General features: G+C 70.0%; 17 protein-coding genes. 11 read left to right on the top strand and 6 right to left on the bottom strand.

The genetic code is table 11. The features are described 5' to 3' along the window. The first annotated feature begins 23 nt into the window (after positions 1-23). A complete protein-coding gene (locus KME78_RS20335) occupies positions 24-1301 on the top strand; it encodes an MFS transporter (RefSeq protein ID WP_246651466.1) in 1278 nt (425 codons plus the stop codon). 133 nt (positions 1302-1434) lie between these two features. On the opposite strand, the gene KME78_RS20330 is transcribed toward KME78_RS20335, so the two are convergent. Beyond that, a complete protein-coding gene (locus KME78_RS20330; RefSeq protein ID WP_219530664.1) occupies positions 1435-1914 on the bottom strand; it encodes a flavin reductase family protein in 480 nt (159 codons plus the stop codon). Between the two features lie 166 nt (positions 1915-2080). Here KME78_RS20330 and KME78_RS20325 point away from each other — a divergent pair, with 166 nt between their 5' ends. Continuing rightward, entirely contained in the window at positions 2081-2695 is a 615-nt protein-coding gene (locus KME78_RS20325) for a TetR/AcrR family transcriptional regulator (RefSeq protein WP_219530663.1), read from the top strand. Here the strand turns inward: KME78_RS20325 and KME78_RS20320 are convergent, their stop codons facing one another. Next, entirely contained in the window at positions 2696-4231 is a 1536-nt protein-coding gene (locus tag KME78_RS20320) for an MDR family MFS transporter (protein WP_219530662.1), read from the bottom strand. 103 nt (positions 4232-4334) lie between these two features. On the opposite strand from KME78_RS20320, the gene KME78_RS20315 reads away from it, so the two are divergent. The 5 genes from KME78_RS20315 to KME78_RS20295 all read left to right on the top strand — a co-directional run bounded on the left by KME78_RS20315 (position 4335) and on the right by KME78_RS20295 (position 9641). Further along, positions 4335-5546, top strand: coding sequence for an acyl-CoA dehydrogenase family protein (locus KME78_RS20315; RefSeq protein ID WP_219530661.1), 1212 nt, complete (start codon positions 4335-4337; stop codon positions 5544-5546). Between the two features lie 47 nt (positions 5547-5593). Further along, positions 5594-6847 (top strand): FAD-dependent monooxygenase, encoded by a 1254-nt coding sequence (locus KME78_RS20310; RefSeq protein WP_219530660.1) that lies wholly within the window; start codon positions 5594-5596, stop codon positions 6845-6847. Continuing rightward, positions 6844-7590, top strand: coding sequence for a response regulator transcription factor (locus KME78_RS20305; RefSeq protein WP_219530659.1), 747 nt, complete (start codon positions 6844-6846; stop codon positions 7588-7590). The genes KME78_RS20310 and KME78_RS20305 overlap by 4 nt, the downstream gene beginning before the upstream one ends. Positions 7591-7720: 130 nt before the next feature. Continuing rightward, positions 7721-8656, top strand: coding sequence for an NmrA family NAD(P)-binding protein (locus tag KME78_RS20300; RefSeq protein WP_219530658.1), 936 nt, complete (start codon positions 7721-7723; stop codon positions 8654-8656). A gap of 67 nt (positions 8657-8723) precedes the next feature. After that, a complete protein-coding gene (locus KME78_RS20295) occupies positions 8724-9641 on the top strand; it encodes a hypothetical protein (RefSeq protein ID WP_219530657.1) in 918 nt (305 codons plus the stop codon). Positions 9642-9712: 71 nt separating this feature from the next. Here the strand turns inward: KME78_RS20295 and KME78_RS20290 are convergent, their stop codons facing one another. The 3 genes from KME78_RS20290 to KME78_RS20280 form a co-directional block, all read right to left on the bottom strand. After that, positions 9713-10591: a hypothetical protein gene (locus tag KME78_RS20290; RefSeq protein WP_219530656.1), complete on the bottom strand. Its 879-nt coding sequence runs from the start codon at positions 10589-10591 to the stop codon at positions 9713-9715. Between the two features lie 95 nt (positions 10592-10686). Continuing rightward, positions 10687-11736, bottom strand: coding sequence for a CU044_5270 family protein (locus KME78_RS20285; protein ID WP_219530655.1), 1050 nt, complete (start codon positions 11734-11736; stop codon positions 10687-10689). Then, the gene (locus KME78_RS20280) at positions 11736-12320 is read right to left on the bottom strand and encodes an RNA polymerase sigma factor (RefSeq protein ID WP_246651465.1); all 585 of its coding nucleotides are present in this window, start codon (positions 12318-12320) and stop codon (positions 11736-11738) included. The genes KME78_RS20285 and KME78_RS20280 overlap by 1 nt, the downstream gene beginning before the upstream one ends. Before the next feature lie 133 nt (positions 12321-12453). On the opposite strand from KME78_RS20280, the gene KME78_RS20275 reads away from it, so the two are divergent. From KME78_RS20275 to KME78_RS20265, 3 genes are all read left to right on the top strand, one after another. Then, positions 12454-13074 carry a VOC family protein gene (locus tag KME78_RS20275; RefSeq protein ID WP_219530654.1) on the top strand — a complete coding sequence of 207 codons (621 nt, stop codon included), beginning with the start codon at positions 12454-12456 and terminating at the stop codon, positions 13072-13074. A 16-nt stretch (positions 13075-13090) separates the two neighbouring features. Then, on the top strand, positions 13091-13627 hold the full coding sequence (locus KME78_RS20270) for an OsmC family protein (protein ID WP_219530653.1): 537 nt from the start codon (positions 13091-13093) through the stop codon (positions 13625-13627). A gap of 200 nt (positions 13628-13827) precedes the next feature. Next, a complete protein-coding gene (locus KME78_RS20265; protein ID WP_219530652.1) occupies positions 13828-15522 on the top strand; it encodes an FAD/NAD(P)-binding protein in 1695 nt (564 codons plus the stop codon). Positions 15523-15596: 74 nt separating this feature from the next. Here the strand turns inward: KME78_RS20265 and KME78_RS20260 are convergent, their stop codons facing one another. Then, positions 15597-16616, bottom strand: a complete 1020-nt coding sequence (locus tag KME78_RS20260; RefSeq protein ID WP_219530651.1) for an LLM class flavin-dependent oxidoreductase — start codon at positions 16614-16616, stop codon at positions 15597-15599. 206 nt (positions 16617-16822) lie between these two features. On the opposite strand from KME78_RS20260, the gene KME78_RS20255 reads away from it, so the two are divergent. Next, positions 16823-18160, top strand: coding sequence for a lanthionine synthetase LanC family protein (locus KME78_RS20255; RefSeq protein WP_219530650.1), 1338 nt, complete (start codon positions 16823-16825; stop codon positions 18158-18160). The last annotated feature ends 2 nt before the right edge of the window (positions 18161-18162 follow it).

Here is an 18162-nt window from a genome sequence, read left to right as displayed (position 1 = left end):
CGGCCGAACGCATCGTTGACGCCATGGCAACCACCACCAAGATCCAGCCGCGTGCCCTCGTCCGTGCCTCCGGAGGCCCCCGCTATGCCGTCGCCCTGGTCGTGGACGCGCTCGGCACCGGCTTGCTGCGGCCCTTTCTGCTGCTCTACGGGGTGACGGTGCTGAGGCTGTCCGCGTCGGCCACCGGCATCGCCATGACGGCCGGCATCGTCGTGGGTCTGGCGTGCATGCCCGCTGTCGGCCGATGGCTGGACCGGGGCGCACGCAGCACGGTCGTGGCAGCGTCGATGCTGGTACGGGTGCTGGGCGTGGCGTTGCTGCTGGCCACCCCGGCAGGGCACGTCTGGCTGTTCGCGACGGCGGCACTCTTCCTCGGCATCGGCAACCAGGCATGGCCGGCCGCCCACGCCGCCCTCGTGGCCACGGTCGCCCACGGCCGCGAACGCGACGCCGCTCTGGCGGCGGGCCGCGCCCTGCGCAACGCCGGGCTGGGCGTCGGCGCCCTCCTCGCCACCGCATGCCTGGCGGGCGGCACCACCGCATTGCAGGCGCTGGCGGCCGTCACCGGGCTCGCCTATCTCGCCGCGGCGGCCTTGGCATGGTCGGTCCACCTGCACGCGCATCCAGCCACTGCTCCAGCCGCTACTTCGGCCGCTACTTCGGCCGCTACTTCGGCCGCTACTTCGGCCGCTACTTCGGCCACGGACAGGGCCGGCGGGCCCGCGCCTCGGATGCGCGCGCTGCTGGCCGCCAACGTGGTCTACGTCTTCTGCCTCAACGTCCCCGAAATCGCGATCCCCCTGGTCCTGGTGACACAGTTGCACGCATCCCCGGTGTGGTCGGCAGCCATCTTCGTGGCCAACACTGTGCTGGTGGTCACCCTGCAGGTTCCGGTCACCGTCCTGATGTCCCGCTTCTCCCGGCGGACCGTGCTGGCTCTCGCCGGCGTGGTACTCGCCGCGTCCTACCTCGGCTTCCTCGCGGCCACCTCACTGGGACCCGGCTGGAGTGCCCCGGCGGTCGCCACGGTGTCCGTGGTCTGCACCATCGGCGAGATCATCTATGCCGGCAGCGCCACCGCACTCGTCACCGCCCTCGCCCCGGCCCATCTCCTGGGACGCGCCCTCGCCCGCTTCCAGCTCTCCACGGGCTTCGGCCTCGCCGTCTCCCCGGCGGTCATCACCGCTCTCGCCTCCCACGGCCCGGCCGCCCTCTGGGGCAGCCTCGCCGCCGCGACGCTGCTGTCCGCCTCCGCCGTCGCCACCGAGAAGGATCAAGGAACGCGGCTCAGCGGTCGCTGACGCCAGGGGGAACGGCTTGAAGTAGCGGCGTAGGAGAGACGAGCCAGGCCGGTGCCCGGGCACACGTCGCGGGGGCTGACGACCTTGCCCGGCCCCGGGCGGCCGTGGGTGACGAACACCGGCCGCCGGTAGGTCAACCGGTCGCTTCCAGCCGACGGAAACGGCTGCCGTGGAAGATCAGCGGTGCGCCGCTCGTCATGGTCCGCAGGTCGTGGATCTCCAGCAGCGCGATGGCGTGGTCACCTGCCGGCACCTCCGCGTGGAGCGAGCATGCGAACCAGGCGACGGCGCCATGCAGGAACACCCCGCCCTGCGCGCCGTTCTCCCAGGGGAGGCCGGCGAAGCGGTCCCCGCTCTTGCTGGACAGTTGGCGGCAGGCGCGGTCCTGGTCTTCGGCCAGCACGCTGAGGCCCAGTCGCGGCCGCGGGCGCAGTCTCGGCCAGGTGATCGAGGAGGCTTGTACGCAGATCGAGACCAGGGGCGGATCGAGGGAGACGGAGGTGAAGGTGCTGCAGACCATGCCGAGCGGTTCCTTCTCGACGAGTGCGCAGACCGCCGTCACTCCGCTTGGGAAGCTGGCGAATGCCCGCCTGAGCAGCGTGGAATCCATCATGCGTGGACCACCTCGGATCGAAATGATGTCGTTTCGATAGTAGGATGACTGCCATCGAAACGCAATCGTTTCGATAGAAGGCCGTCGCGTTGCTTTGAGCTTGACCGCGAACCGGCCTAGGATCGAAACGCCTTCGTTTCTGTTTCTGACGCTGCGGATGGAGCCGATGCCCACCACGGAGAAAGCCGGCGACGTCCGCCGTACCCGCCTGAGCGCCGAGCGGGAGGCCGAGCTGTACGGCGCGGTCGTCGAGCTGCTGCGCGAGGTCGGCTACGAGGCTCTCACCATGCCCGCCGTCGCCGCACGTTCCCGCTCCAGCACGGCCACGCTCTACCGGCAGTGGGGCGGCAAGCCGGGGCTGGTCCTCGCGGCGCTCAAGCATCACCAGCCGCCTCCTGACGTGCTGGACGTTGACACCGGCAGCCTGCGCGGCGACCTGCGGGAGATCACCATCCGGGTGACCTCGGACGCCCCCGCCGAGCACGAGCTGATGGCCGGGCTGTCGCATGCGGCGCTGGGCGATCCTCAGCTGGCGCAGACGATGCGTGAGCAACTGGCCGTACCGGCGCAGGAGGCCCTGGGCCGGGTGCTACGGCGGGCGGCCGACCGGGGCGAGATCCCCGCCGACGGCCCAGCCCAGGCCTACTGCGCCCACCTGCTGATCGCCGTCAGCGTGATCATTCCTGTCATGGAGGGGCGCCCGGTCGACCAGGGGTACGCGCTGGACTTCCTGGACGCGGTCATGATCCCCGCGCTGCGCCGGCCCGCCTCCTCCGGCTGATCAAACCGACCCGGCAGAGACCTTGCCGTCTTGGGCGCGCCATTCGTCGTTGTCGGCCAGGGGCTTCTCTTTGAGGGCGAGGGCCAGGACGAGGCCGGCCGCGAACACCGGCACCAGATACAGGAAGATCGGCACGAGCGCGTCGATGTAGGAGGCCACGACGATCTGCCGCAGGTTCTCGGGCAGGGCGCGGACCAGGGCGGGGGTGAGGGAGCGGCCGTCGCCCAGCCCGTTGACGGCATGCGCGGCCAGCCGGTCGGTGAGGCGGCCGGCGAAGAGGGCGCCCACGGCGGCGGTGCCCAGGGTGGCGCCGATCTCGCGGAAGAAGTTGTTCGCCGAGGTGACAGTGCCGACTTCGCGGGCGGGGAAGGCGTTCTGCACGGCCAGTACGAGGGTCTGCACCATCAGGCCGACCGCGGCGCCGGCCAGGCCGATGTAGACGCACACCTGCCACAACGGGGTTTCGACGGTCAGCTGGGACATCAGCGCGGCGACCACGATGAGGATGACGGTGCCGGTGATCGGGAAGATCTTGTAGCGGCCCGTCCTGCTCATCAGCGCTCCTGACGACATGGCGGTGATCGTGATGCCGGCGACCATGGGGATGAGCAGCAGCCCGGACTCGGTGGCCGTGACGCCGTAGACCATCTGCAGGTAGGTCGGCATGTAGCCGATGATGGCGAACATCCCCACCCCGATCACGATCATGCCGAGCAGGGTGGCCACGTTGAAGATCGGGCTGCGGAACAGGTGCAGCGGCACGATCGGCTCGGCGGCCCGCCGCTCCACCAGGACGAACGCCGTCCACGCCGCGACAGCTCCGCCGGCCAGCCCGATGATGATCGGGTCGGACCACGCGTACTGGTTGCCGCCCCACGAGGCGAACAGCACGGTGCAGGTGACGGCGGCGGCCATCAGCGCGGTGCCGAGGTAGTCGATGCGCACCCGTACGACCCGGCGGGGCAGGCGCAGCGCCACGGCGGCCACCGCGATGGCCAGCAGCCCGAGCGGCAGGTTGATCCAGAACGCCCACCGCCAGGAGTGCGAGTCGGTGAGCCAGCCGCCGAGCAGCGGCCCGACGACCGAGGAGAGGCCGAAGACGGCGCCCATCGGAGCCATGTACTTGGCGCGTTCCCGTGGCGGCACCAGGTCGGCGACGATCGACTGCGAGATGATCATCAGCCCGCCGCCGCCGAGTCCCTGTACGGCGCGACCGGCGATCAGGGTGGTCATGTCGCCCGCCAGGCCGCAGACCACCGAGCCGGCCAGGAACAGGCCGATGGCGGTGATGAAGACGGTCTTGCGGCCCAGCGCGTCACCGAGCTTGCCGTACACGGGCATGCCGATGGTGGCCGCCAGGATGTAGGCGGTGGTGACCCAGGCCATGTGCTCCAGGCCGTGCAGCTCGCCGACGATGGTCGGCAGCGCCGTGGAGAAGATGGTCTGATCCAGGGCGCCGAGCAGCATCGCCACCATGAGCGACACGAAGACCAAGGCGAAGTGGCGGGGTCTGGTCGTGATGGATGGGTGAGACATGGCAGCTCCAGGAGCTCGTCAATAGCGAAACGGTTGCATTTCGCTGAGGTCGCGCATAGCCTACATCGAAACAACTCAGTTTCGTTTCGATGGAGGGCGTCCCGTGACCCCGGAGAACCTGATCAAGAACGCGGAGGGCCTGCGCGAGCTGGTCCGCGACCGCGCGGAGGAGGCCGAGCGGCTCGGCCACTACCCGCCCGAGGTGCACCAGGCGTTCCTGGACGCGGGCTTCTACCACATGCTGACTCCGCGCCGGTACGGCGGGCACGAGGTGGACCTGCGGACCTTCGCCAAGGTGATCATCGAGATCGGCCGCGGGGACCCGGGTACCGCCTGGTGCCTGTGCCTGGGGCACGGCCATACGCTGACCACGGCGACCAGCTGGCCCGCCCAGACGCAGGACGAGGTCTTCGACAACGAGCACGGCTACTACCGGGCCTCACACAGCCTCAACCCCGCCGGGACCGCGCGGCGCGTGGACGGCGGCTGGCTGGTCAACGCCAAGTCCCGCTACCAGTCAGGTGTTCCCTACGCCACCCATGCCACGGTGGCCGTGCAGGTCGTCGAGGATGGGGACGCGCCCGACGCGGCCCCTCCGATGGGACCACTGGGCCTGCTGCAGGTCCTCATTCCGGGCGGGCAGTTCACGATCCAGGACGACTGGGGCGGCGACGCGGTGCTGGGCATGCGCGCCAGCGGCTCCAACAGCATCGTGGTCGACAACGTCGTCGTGCCCGAACACTACGGGATCATCTTGGGGATGGACTTCGGCGCCTCGCCGGGCGTGCGGCTGCACGGCAACCCGATGTACCTCGGCAGCCCTGGGGTGTTTCCCCTCCTTGAGGTGATTCTGCCCGTGGTCGGCGCCGCCCGTGCCGCCCTGGACGAGTTCGAACATCTCGCCCGGACCAAGAACGCCGCCGTCCTGGGCGGCGGCCCGCGCGTGCAGGACCCGTTCTACCAGCGCGACTTCGGCGCGGCACGCATCAAGACCGACAGCGCCGAGGCGATCGTCATGCACACCCTCGACACCTACAAGTGCTTCTGCCAGGACGTGGTCGACGGCGTCCGGCCGTTCTCCATCGAGACGGAGCTGGCGCTCGGCTCCACACTCCTCCAGGCCGGCGAGCTGGCCGGCGAGGCGATCGACATCCTCTGGCGCTCCTCGGGCACCTCCGCCGCGGCACGCGGGCAGCGCATGCAGCGCTACCTGCGGGACGTGTCCATGTACCGGACGCACTACGTGGCCCAGTACAACGCCAACGCCCAGCGGCTCGGCGCACTGCTGTTCGGCCAGTTCCCCATGCCGCTCTAGCCGCATCACGCCCGATCCGTACCAGCGCACCGGAAGGAAGAACTGTCATGACAAGCACGCCCACGGGGGGCCGGGCGCTGGTGGTGGGCCTCGGGATCGCGGGCATCGCCACCGCGCTGCGGCTCCGCCAGATCGGGTGGGAGCCGGTGCTGGTGGAACGGGCTCCCGCCCGCCGCACCGGCGGGTACTTCATCATGCTGTTCGGCACCGGCGTCGCCTCCGCCCGGCGGCTGGGCGTCCTGGACGCCATCGGCGATCGCGGCGGCCCCGAAGCCGTCACCTACAACGTGAGCCGGGCGGGACGCCGGCGTCCCGGCATCAGCCCGGCAGGCATCGGTGGCCCCGTCGGCCCCCGCGCGCTGCTGCGCGGCGACGTGGAGCAGGGACTGTTCTCGGCGCTGCCGGACGACGTGGAGATCCGCTACTCCACCGTCCCCACCCGCATCACGCAGAACGATTCCGGCGTGGAGGTGACCCTGAACGACAAGGTCACCGAGCGCTTCGACCTGGTCGTCGGTGCCGACGGCATGCGCTCCACCGTGCGCGGGCTGGCCTTCGGCCCAGGGCCGTACCTGCACCCGCTGAAGTACATGATCGGGGCCACCGTCCTGGACCGGCCCATCGACGGCTTCGGCCCCGCCGAGGGGCTGACCCTGGCCGAACCCGGCCGTTCCGCGTGGGCCTTCCCCTTCACCGACCACGCCCCCAGCCTGCTGTTCTCCTACCGCACCAACGACGTCGACGCCGAATTCGCCCGCCCGCCGGTCGACTCCATCCGCGCCGCCTTCGGCCCTCGGCCCGCGGGCGCCATCCTGGAGAACCTGTTCACCCGCTACGAGCAGGCCACTGACGCGCTGTTCGACTCGGTCCAGCAGGTCAAGATGCCGTCCTGGCACCAGGGGCGGGTGGTCCTGATCGGCGATGCCGCCTGGTGTCTGACCCTGTATTCCGGCATGGGCGCCTCCACCGGCATCGCCGGTGCCGAGCTGCTGGGCACCATGCTGCAGCGGTACGACGTGCCCGGCGCCCTGCGTGCCTGGGAGGAGCAGATGCGTCCCTTCATCGAAGGCCAACAGGCCGCCGCCCTGACCGAACGGCTCATCTTCACCCCGCACAACCGCAAGGAGCAGCTCCTGCGCGCCGGGATGATGCGCCTGATGAGCTCACCGATCATCCGCAAGGCCATGGGCAAGGTCATGGGCGGGGCGCCGATCGGCGGCAAAGGCATGCAGGCCAAGAACGTCGACATCGCGCTGATCAACGATGCCGTACTCCCCATTACCAGAAAGAACAGCCCGTGACGATCAAAGTCGTGCTGGCCGACGACCAGGCGCTGGTCCGCGCCGGTTTCCGGGTGCTGCTTGACGCCGCGCCTGACCTGGAGGTGGTCGGCGAGGCCGCCGACGGTCACGATGCCGTACGGCTGGCGCGGGAGACCATGGCCGACGTGGTGCTGATGGACATCCGCATGCCCGGCATGGACGGACTCGCCGCGACACGTGAGATCACCTCCGACGAGGCCATGGCCGGCGTCCGGGTGCTGGTCCTGACCACGTTCGAGATCGACGAGTACGTCTTCGCCGCGCTGCGGGCGGGCGCCAGCGGGTTCCTCGGCAAGAGCGTGGAGGCCGGGGAACTGCAGGAGGCGATCAGGGTGGTGGCCAGGGGCGAGGCGCTGCTGTCACCGTCGGCGACCAGAGGACTGATCACCCGCTTCCTGGCCGGCCACGGCGCCTCGGTCGAAGACATGCCCGCGGACCTGGCCGTGCTCACCGAACGCGAAAGGGAGGTGATGATCCTGGTGGCCTGCGGGCGTACCAACGACGAGATCGCCGACCTGCTGGGCATCAGCCGGATGACCGCCAAGACGCACGTCAACCGGGCCATGACCAAGCTGAAGGCGCACGACCGCGCCCAACTGGTGATCATCGCCTACGAGACCGGCCTGATCCGCCCCAGGCCCACCGACCGGCCGGACACCGCGCACACAGGAGACCCCGCCCACGCCTACCACGATCGCCGCGGCTCAGAACCCTCCTTGTGATGGACGTCAGCCCGGGAGAAGTTCCTGTACATCTTCGTGGTCCCGCCCGTGGCAGCCATCGTCTTCGTCGTCAAGCACCGCGGCCGACGCCGGAAGAAAGAAACCGCGACCATCTCTGAGAGGACGTCCGATGCCTGGTGACATCAATGGCAAACCCATTCCGCGTAGCATTCTCATTTTCGGCGCCACCGGTCACATCGGCGGGCCGCTGGCAGGCTTTCTCCACCGTGAGGCGCCACAGATCCAGCTGCGCCTGGCCAGCAGCAAGCCGGAAGGCGTCGAGGACCTCCGCCGCGATTTCCCCTACGCCGAAGCGGTCCACGCGGACTACTTCGATCTGCCCTCCCTCGAGTCCGCCGTGCGGGGAATGGAGGGGGTCTTCGTCATCACCACCAACGGAACGGACGAGCGTCCCGCCATGACGAACCTGGTGGCCGCCCTCAAGGAGGCGGACACCGCCCTCCATGTCCTGCGCCTCGTCGGCCTGCAGCCGGAGGCCAACCAGCGGCGCATCCCGCAGTCCATCCGCGACGTGGGTTTCCTGCTCCCCACTCAGCATCCCATCGCGAAACAGATCCTCGACGAGAGCGACCTGCCGGTGACCTATCTCAACATCGGCGCCACATTCATGGACAATTTCTTCCTGATGAAGGAAGGCCTGCGCCGCGAGCGGAAGCTCATCTGGCACAACCGCCTCATTCCCTTCATCGACCCGAGGGACATATCCGAAGTCGCGGGACGCTTGTTCCTCTCGGACAATCATCGGCATATCGGCCAGTTCCACACGTTGAACAACGGCCAAGACCTCATGCGCTTCAGTGAGGTCGCCGAGCTCATGAGCGAGGTCTTCGATGAGAAGATCACTCACGACGGGAGCAGGGAGGGCTTCTTCCAGGCGTATGCCCAGATCGGCCCGCTCCGCTCGGCCCTCTGGGAGTTCTTCGAATACGAGAAGGAGAACGAAGTCGTCTGGGCCAGAAACGATTTCGTCGAACGCATGCTCGGGCGTAAACCACTTACCGTGCGGGAGTGGTTGCAGGAACACCAGCACCTGCTGCTGACGTAAGCAGTCACCGACACCGAGACGCCTTTCTGGACACCTTTGCGACCACTCGATGGCAGACTTACGGCCCATGCCCGCACAAAGTCCGCGCATCCACCTGCAGCAGGCCGGCCGGTCGCTCGCCGAATGCGAGTTCCTGCTTCGGCAGTTCAGCGGCGAAGGGGCGGTCCCTGACCTGATCGCCCAGGCTCGCCACCACTGCGACCAGGCCGAGCAGGAACCGCACGAAGACACCGAGACCGCCGCCACCCTCGCGATCCTGCGTGCGATGGCCTCGACCTTCGCCCTTCGGCACGTGGTGCTGTCCGACGTGTGCTGCGATTTCGACGATAGCGACGGAACGCTGCTCAACGGGCTGGGAAAGTATGACAGCAAGGGCGTGAGCCGTCCGCTCGCCGAGGAAGCCGTCCTTACCGCGGAGGCGGCCCTTGTCGCAGACCCCCACGACGCCCTCATACCGCTCTACCTGGGCCATGCCCTCACCTGGACGGGCGACCAGGACGGCGCGATCGCCGCCTACCAGGAAGCCCTACGCCGCGCGCCCGACGACCATTGCGCCCGTTCCGCCCTCTCCTACCTGCATGCTCGGCCCGCCAAAAGGCCTCAGAGCGAGACGAGCCACCCCCGCCACGCCTTCGCGCTGCTGCGCTGCGCCTACTGGATCAACAACAACGAATGGGAGGACGCCCTCGTCCTGTTCACCTCTGTCGCCGATGTTCGCACGCACCTGGCCGCCGTCCTCGGCCCCCGCCCCGACAGCGGCTCCCGATCCAACTACCTGATCGGTGAAGACCTGGACGATGAGGGGGCAGAGCTGGCCTTGCACATCCACCACCCCGGCCGCCCCATTACCAGGTACGACCTGAACGCCCGCCTCCGCGAGGACATCGACTGGACCGGCGTCCCAGTGGACGAGCCGCTGGAACCGCCTCTTCCACCCGGCCGTCCCCTTCGCCTCTACTCCAGAGTCTGCTTCCCTCACGACTGAACCAGAGCCGCCGGGAGGCGAAGGACGCCGCGCTCCCGGGGTGCCACGAGCGGCACCCCGGGAGCGCTCCGTCAGACGAGCTTGTGGTAGATCCGCGACGGGACCGCCTGGGCCGCGCCCTCCCGGCCGAACTCCTGGTAGACCCGCGACGTGATCTCCATGGCCTTGGGGGAGTAGGCGGGGTAGAAGGCCTTACCGCACTCCAGGTCCTTCAGCGCCGCCTTGATCTCCTTGTCCAGGTACGGCCTGGCCTCGGCGGGCTTCAGGTTCGGCAGGAAGATGGCGGTCTCGATGTTGCCCTTGGGCAGTTCGCCCTTCCACGCCTTCTTGGCGACGTCCGAAGCCTGCCGCACGATCTTCGTGTGGCTCAGCCCGTCCAGCGCGGTCGGCTCGGTCCGGCTGACGCCCAGGCACGCGGCGAACTGCTTGCCCAGCTGGACGAGCTGCTTGTCCTGGTCGAGGACGCTCAACGACTTCCGCACCGCCGCTTGGAGCTGGTCGTGGTAGTCCTCCTGGGAGGTGACGGTCTTGCCCAGCACCTGCTTGACCGCCTGGGAGAAGCAGGCCTCGTCGGCGGTGCGCCACTTCTTCAGCCGGTCGGCCGACAGCGACATCAGCATCTTGTTGTTCGGGCTCTCGTGCTGGACGGGGTTGACGACCTTGTCCTTCGGAAAGACGTTCGGGGACCAGACGCCGAAGCCGTACTTGGCCCGGTAGGCCCGCAGCGCCTCCAGGTCACCCGCGAGCCGCTCCTTCTCCCCGGGCTGCCAGGTGTAGTGAGGATCCGGCGAGGCCACGTACTCCAGGCCCCGCTCCATCATGCAGGCGACGCGCTTGGCCTCCAGTTGCGTCTGCTTCTCGTACGCGGCGGCGTCCCCCGACGGCGGCGAGGTGAGGCCGCCGAACGAGCCGGCGAGCAGGGTGGCCGCGACCGCCTTGGCGATGAACATGGATGTGCTCCTTCTTCCTTGAGGGCATGCCGGATCGATCTGAGGGCATGCGAAACAGAACTCACGGCCGGAAAGGCCGGATCAGGGGGAAAGTCTCAGCAGGGGATCTTCATGCGGGACGCCTTGGGCGACACCTCGGGCAAGCCGCGGGCCAGATCGACGGCGAGCACGGCGGTGCCGGTCACCGTGCCCTTCTTCTCGGTGTACTCGTTGCCGGGGGACGCTTTCACCTTGCGGTCCCTGGTGTTCACCGTGCGCTCGCCCAGGTAGCGGTAGGTCGTCCGATCGAAGATCAGCTCGGACCGGGTGCCGTTGCCCTCGTCCATGGCGACGGCCAGGCCGGGGCGGCCGCCGGCGTCCACGGCGTCGTGGACGAGCACGATGCCCTCCAGCCCAGCGGCGACCTGGTACAGCGCGGCGCTCAGGCTGGGCCGTATGACGGACTCGCGGACCAGGTTCTGCAGGGAGCGCCAGATGCGCAGCGGCTTCTCGCCCGCCTCGGCCACGATCTTCGCGCGTACCTGGGCGGGATCCGTCGGCCAGGCGCCCAGCCGCGCGTACGCCGGCTGGCCGGGACAGGCTCCCGGCTCGGACACGATGTCCACGACGCCGCGGTCCCAGTACGCGCGGGGCGCCGGTCCCGTGGCCGACAGGTTCTGGCTGCGGCTCAGCCAGGGCTTGCCCACATCGGCGGCCTCCCAGCGCTCCTCGCTGACCAGCACCTTGGTGTACTGCATCGCGCCCGACTTGTCCTTGGTGTACAGGCTGTGCTGGGCCAGCATCTTGGTGTGGACGTACTGGCCGAGGGACGGCACTGTGCCGGGCCGGCCGGTGGCGGCCCGCGCGGCGAGAGTGAGCAGCGCCTGGGCGTCGGCCGGCGGGGCCGCGATCAGAGAGCCGGGGGTACGCGGGTCGGAGCCACCCAGGCCCACCTGGGTGGCGATGATGGCGCCCGTGAGCATCACCGCCATGGCGCCGACCAGGGCGACGCGCCGGACCGGCGGCACGGACGGCCACCTGCGGCGCGGACGGCGAAACCGTGATGCCCGTGCGGTGCGCAGGAGGCGCTCACGCCCCTTCGCCGCCGCCTCCGGCGTGGGCTCGGGCTCCGCGAACACGGCCTCGATCAGCTTCAGCTCGTCCATCACCATTCCCCGATCGGGTTGACGTCGCCCAGTGTCTTGCGCAGCTTCTTGCGTGCCCTGTTGATCCGGGACCCGACGGTCCCCACCGGTATATCCAGGGCGGTGGCGATCTCCTCGTAACCCAGCCCGCCGAACACCAGCAGGAACACCACGTCGCGATCGCCCTTCGCCAGGCCCTTCAGCCCCCGTACGAGCTCCGGCCGGCTGGCCCGCGCCGCGAGCTGCGAGGTCACCCGGTCCTCGTGCCCGTCGGCCATGTCCTCGGCCGCGATCTTGCTGAGCGCGTTCAGGCGGCGGCCCTCCCTGCGGCGGTGCCGGGCCACCACATTCGTGGCGATGCCGAATAACCACGACCGCACGGTGCCCAGCTGCGGGTCGAAGCCGTGCCTGCCGTTGAACGCGAGCAGGAAGGCGTCCGCGACCAGGTCCTCGACCTGCTCGCTGCCGAGCCGGGCGGCCAGATAGCGGTAGACCTCCTTGAAGTACCGGTCGTACAGGAGGGCGAAGAGCTCGGGGTCGTCCAACGACTGCTCGACCACGGTGACGTCTTCCATCACATCGCCGGCGTCAGGTGGTGCAGTCATGGCGTCCTTCCGAAGGCAACTGTCGCTCAGTGTTCGCCGCTCGGCAGGTTTTCTTCACGCTGATTTCCAGACAGAATTCTCTACTATTTAGGTAGGTTATACTGGCTTTGACATCGACTCCGAAGGCTGACCAGTGACAGAACCACAGCTCGACCACCTCGTTTACGCGGTGCCCGACCTCGCCGCGGGAGTCGCCGAGTTCGCCGAGCGGACCGGAGTCCGCCCGGTGCCCGGCGGCCGCCATCCTGGCGGCACCGCCAATCACCTCGTCCGCTTCGGTCCCTTCTCCTACCTGGAGATCATCGGGCCCGATCCTGAGGCGTCCGTACGGCCGCGGGCCTTCGGCCTGGAAACCCTCACCGAGCCGCGGCTCGCCGCCTGGGCTGTACATCCGGGCGACCTCGACAAGGCGGTGCGGCAGGCCCGCGAGCAGGGCTACGACCCCGGCGACATTCAACCCCTGTCCAGGCACACCCCGGCAGGCGAGCTGCTGGAATGGCGGCTCACCCGGCGCGCGGACCCGGCGGCGGTCAGGCCGGTGCCGTTCCTCATCGACTGGGGCACCACCCGCCACCCCGCGGACTCCGACCTGCCCCTGGTGAGCCTGACCTCCTTCTCCGCCGTGCACCCGGCCCCGGACGCGCTGCGGCGCGACCTGGCCGCCCTCGGCGTCCGGCTCGACATCTCCCAAGGACCCGAAGCGGCGCTGCGCGCCGTGATCGACACCCCACTCGGCCCCGTGACCCTGCGCTGACCAGGAAGAGAAGACCATGAGCACCCTACGCGAGTACCTGTCGCACAAGCGCACGGCCCTGCTGGCCCGCCGGGAGGCGCCCGCCGCCGGGCCGGTCCCGCTGCACGCCCACGTCACCGCCGAGGGCCGTAGCGGAATCCGGCGCGTCAGGATCCGGGACTTCCAGATCATCAGCGACAGCGGCCCCGACTTCGCCGGCTACGACCTCGGCCCCACCTCGCCCGAGCTCCAGACCGGTGTGCTCGGCAGCTGCGTCACCCACATCTTCCTCATCAAGGCGGCCGAACTGGCGGTGCCGATCGACGCGCTCGAGGTGGACGTACACGCCGACTACGATCCTCGAGCCCAGCAGCCGGGCGACAGCGGCATTCCGGTCTACCCGCACAACTTCCGCTACGAGGTGCTGATCGACTCGCCTGCCACGGATGAGGAGCTGGCCAGGCTGCATGCCGAGGTGGAGCGGGTGTGCCCGATACTCAACCTGATCCGCAACCCACAGCCGGTCAGCGGAACGGTGGTCCGCACCCGGCGAGACTCGGCAGCCGTCGGCTGACGTCCTCGCGGTCAGCTCCGGCGCAACCGTGGCACGCTCGCTGTCCTTCACCAGGGAGCTAATTTCATGTATATCCAGTAGGTAATAAAGATTATGTGGTAGCTTCATGATCGATCCGGGGCCGGGCCCCGGTGCGCGCTCTTTCCGGCGTCCGACGGCCGGAGTGGCGGCGGGAAGCGACATATGCGGGGAGGACGCGCATGAGCGCGGTCGTGGTGGTCGGCGCGGGGCCGACCGGAACGTGCCTGATGGAGCGGATCTGCGCCAACGCCGCGCGAATCGGCCGGGGAGGCGGGCTGGACCTGCACATCGTGGATCCGTACCCGCCGGGTGCGGGCCGGTTCTGGCGGATCGGGCAGCCCGACGCGCTGAAAGCCGACTCGGCGACCGAGGAGCTCACCGTCTTCCCCGTTGGCGCGGGCCCCTCGCTGGCGGACCGGCTCGGCGGCGGGTTCGGGCGCTCTGCCTCGCGGTCGCAGGTGGGCGAGTATCTGGCGGCCGCGTTCGAGCGCACGGTACGCCTCGCGCCCGGCGGCGTCCGGGTACGCGTGCACAAGGCCAGGGCGGTCGGTCTCACCGAGTCGGCGGGCAGGCAACAGGTGGCGCTGTCCACCGGCGGGTCGCTGGAGGCCGACGCGGTGGTGCTGGCGCACGGGCAGCCCGAGGCGCCGCACACGACGGCGGACGCGGCGGAGATCGCCTTCGCGGCCAGGCACGGGCTGGCCTACCTGCCCGCCGGGCACGCCGCCGACCTCGATCTGGACGTCGTCCCGGCCGGTCAGCGGGTGCTGGCGCGCGGCACGGGACGGGCGTTCGCCGACCTGGTGGCGCTGCTCACCGTCGGACGCGGCGGACGGTTCACCGAGGGAGAGCGGGGCGAGCCGGTCTACCTGCCGAGCGGGGCGGAGCCGCTGCTGTACGTGGGTTCGCGACGCGGCGTGCCGCACCACGCGCGGCCCGCCTACCGCCTCGCGGGCCCGCCTCCTGGCGTGGACCGGTTCGCGACCAGTAGCGGGCAGGACGCGGCCGGCGGTGGGCGGGACGCGGCCAAGAGGCTGGCGTACGCGTACTATCACGAGCTGTTCACCCGGCATCCAGACCGTACCCGGACGACGTGGACCGCGTTCGAGAGCAGTTTCGAGGCGGCCGAGTGGGGTGGCAAGGAGATGCGCGCCCTGGTCACCAGGTCCGTGCCGCGCTTCGCCGACCGCCTGCGCCTCGACCGGCTGGAACGCCCGCTGCACGGCATGCGCTTCGGCGACCTCGCCGGTCTGCAGCGGTGGATGCACGGCTATCTCGCGGCCGACCTGGAGCGGAGCGCCGACCCGGCCTTCAGCGCCGACCTGGCGGTGATCCACTGGCTGCTGTCCGCGCGAACCACCCTGGCGGACGACCCCTGGCTCCAGGGGCTGGTCGGCCTGCTCGCCGATGGCCCGTCGCTCGCCCGCCAGGCCGAACTACGCGCGCTCGCCCGCGCGGGCGTCGTCACGTTCCTGGGCGCCGACCTGCGCATCCACCAGGATGAAGAGTCCGGAACGTGGCGCGCGACCAGCTCGACCGTTCCAGGCTTCACGGCGGCGCGAACCCTCGTCGAGGCCCGGCGGCCCGTGGCCGGCGTGCGCCGCGGCTCCGACCCCCTGATCGCCGGGCTGTACGCCACGGGCGAGTGCCGGGAGACGGGCGGCCTGCTGGACGTGCGCCTCCCGGACCGCAGGCTGGTGACCCGGACCGGCGCCGCGCACGACCGCCGGTTCGCCCTCGGCTCCTGGACCGTCGGCGGCGCCCCCGGTTTCGACCGCCCCGGCGGTCCGGGGGAACTGCTGCGGCAGGCCGACGCGCTGGCCCGCACCGTGCTGGCCCAGGTCGCCGGATCCTGGCTGCACGCCGCGGCATGAGCAACCTCTGCTGCTGGGGGTGTGCGCGATGATCGTCTCGCTCCTCGGGACTCGGGGAAGGTGACACCCGCCTTCTAGGGCCGGGGCCGCCAGCCCAGCTCAGGGCCGAGGCGGGTGGCGATGTCGGTGAGGATCTGCACGTAGTCCTCATGCTCGAACGTGAACGGCAGCGCGAACGCCACCTCGTCGACCTCCTGGAAGGCGGCATGGGCGTAGAGCCGTTCGGCGATCTCGGCGGAGTCGCCGACGAGATCGGGCGCGAACATCATCCGCGCCGGCCCCTGGGGCGCGGCGGTCCTGGGCGTGCGCTTCTCGGCGTACTCCTTGTACCTGGCACGCTGCTCGGACGAGGCGGAGTCGGTGGGGATGACCACGAGTCCCTGGGAGACACGGGCGCGCTCGCCGTCGGGGTGGTGCGCGCGGAACTCCCGTACGTGGGAGAGCTGGATCTCGGCGAACTGCTCAGACGTCTCCGCCTTCACCACGCTGCTGGTCAGGAAGTTCATGGCGTGCTCGCCCGCCCACCGGGCCGAGCGCAGGCTGCCGCCGCCGTACCACATCCGGCTGCCGAGGCCGGGGGAGTGGGGTTGGACCCGATGGGAGAAGACCTCGAAGCCCTCGACCCCGCTGAAGTCGGTGGCCGGCTCGCCGCGTACGAAGCTCAGCAGCCGTCGCACGCGTTCGTAGCCGAAGTCCTCGAGGTCGCCGGTGCTGGGATAGAGCGCGTCCTTGACCTGGTCGTAGTGCATCGGCGGGCCGACGCTGACGCCCGGATTGAGCCGGCCTGCGGACAGGACGTCCACCGTCGCCAGGTCCTCGGCCAGCCGCAGTGGATTCTCCCAGCCCACGGGGATGACCGCGGTGCCCAGCTCGATGCGGCTGGTCCGCTGCGAGGCCGCCGCCAGAACGGCGACCGGGGAGGAGATGCCGTACTGCAGATGGCGGTGCCGCACCCACGCGCTGTCGAACCCCAGCCGCTCACCCAGCTCGATGACACCGAGCGTCGACTCGTGGCCGCGGCCGGGATCGGCCTCGTCGAACAGCCCGATCGTCAGGAAACCCAGCTTGCGCAACGGTTGCGAGGGCAGCGGCATCTGCATTACTCCTTCGGCTACGTTCCAGGACACCACATGAAAACCTACTAAACAAGTAGGCCTTGACGGTTTTAGGGCGGGCGTGTCGGCCGCGTCCTCGGCCGAGCCGATCAGCCAGGTGGCACCCGCGCCTCGTCCAGCAAAATCCCTATCAAATTAATAGGAAAGGCATGAAATCGGATACGGGATGTGCCATAGTCCCGGCCATGAGCTTGGACGAGATCCGCCCGAAGAGCGCGCGGGCCGCCTCTCCGCTGACCGCCGCCGTCTCGACGGCGCGCTGGATCAGATCCGCCGGGATCGATGGCGAGCACGGCCGCCACTGGGTGGCCAACCCCGACCCGCACGGCAGATCGGCGGTCGGATCGCAGCCTCGGTCCCTGTACTCGGGTGCGGCCGGAGTCGTGCTGTTCTTCCTGGAGCTGGCCGGCGCCACCGGGCAGGAGGCGTACCTGGAGGACGCGCGGGGCGGGGCCGAGTGGCTCGCGGCCACCTGGCGGCGCGACGACGATCTGTCGCTGTACCACGGGCTGACCGGCACGATGATCGCGCTGATGGAGGCCGGGTGGGTGCTCGGCGACGACCGGCTCACCGCGGAGGCGGCGGCCATCGCCGAGTTGATCGTCAGCAGAGGACGCACCGGCGCGGACGGCTTCGGCTGGACGCACGACCCGACGCAGCGCGGCGACGGCGGCATCATCCTGGGCCTGCTGAGAGCCGCCACCCAGCTGGGGATGCCCGCCTACGAGGCGGCGGCGGTGGAGGCGGGCCTGCGCATCGCCCGATTGCCCGTGCCCGGCCGCCGGCTCGGCGACGTCGACGGCGCGCCGCCGGACGCGATCACGCCCGGATTCCTGGCCGGCACCGCCGGTACGGTGTTCCTCCTCGCCCGCTTGTACGGAGTGACCGGCGACGAGCGCTTCCTGGGTGCCGCGCGCAGCGGGGCCGGCTTCGTCCGCGAGGTCAGCGTGGTCGGCGACCGATGGGCGATGGTCCCGCATCACGTGCCGCAGGCGCGCGAACTGCACTACGCCGGCTTCTGCTCGGGCGCGGCCGGGGTGGCCAGGATGTTCTACGAGCTGTACCGGGTGACAGGCGACCCCGGCGACCTGGACTGGCTGGAGCGGCTGGCGCACGGCGTGGTCGACAGCGCCGCCCCGCCGCGAAGGACGAACGGCTACTGGAACGTGGCCTGCCAGTGTTGCGGCACGGCCGGACTGGTGGAGCTGTTCGTCGGGCTGTGGGCGGTCACCGGGAGGGCCTCCTGCCTGGAGTTCGCCCGTACCCTCGCCGCGGACCTGGTCGCCCGCGCCACCGACCACGAGGGACGCGGCTACCGCTGGTACCAGGCGTACCGGCGGTTGCGGCCCGGCGAGGTGAGCGCGGACACCGGCTACATGGTGGGCGCGGCGGGCATCGGCGCGGCCCTGCTCCACCTGGACGCGGCCGGGCAGCCGGACCGGCCGCGCCGGGTCCTGCTCCTGCCCGACAACCCCTTCCCCGCGATCCCCGTACCGCCGACCGCGCTGCTCCAGACCCCGTAACC

The organism is Nonomuraea guangzhouensis (genome assembly GCF_019396345.1).
GTDB lineage: Bacteria > Actinomycetota > Actinomycetes > Streptosporangiales > Streptosporangiaceae > Nonomuraea > Nonomuraea guangzhouensis.
Note: the sequence above shows the minus strand (reverse complement) of the source record. Positions and strands in the feature narration are given on the sequence as shown.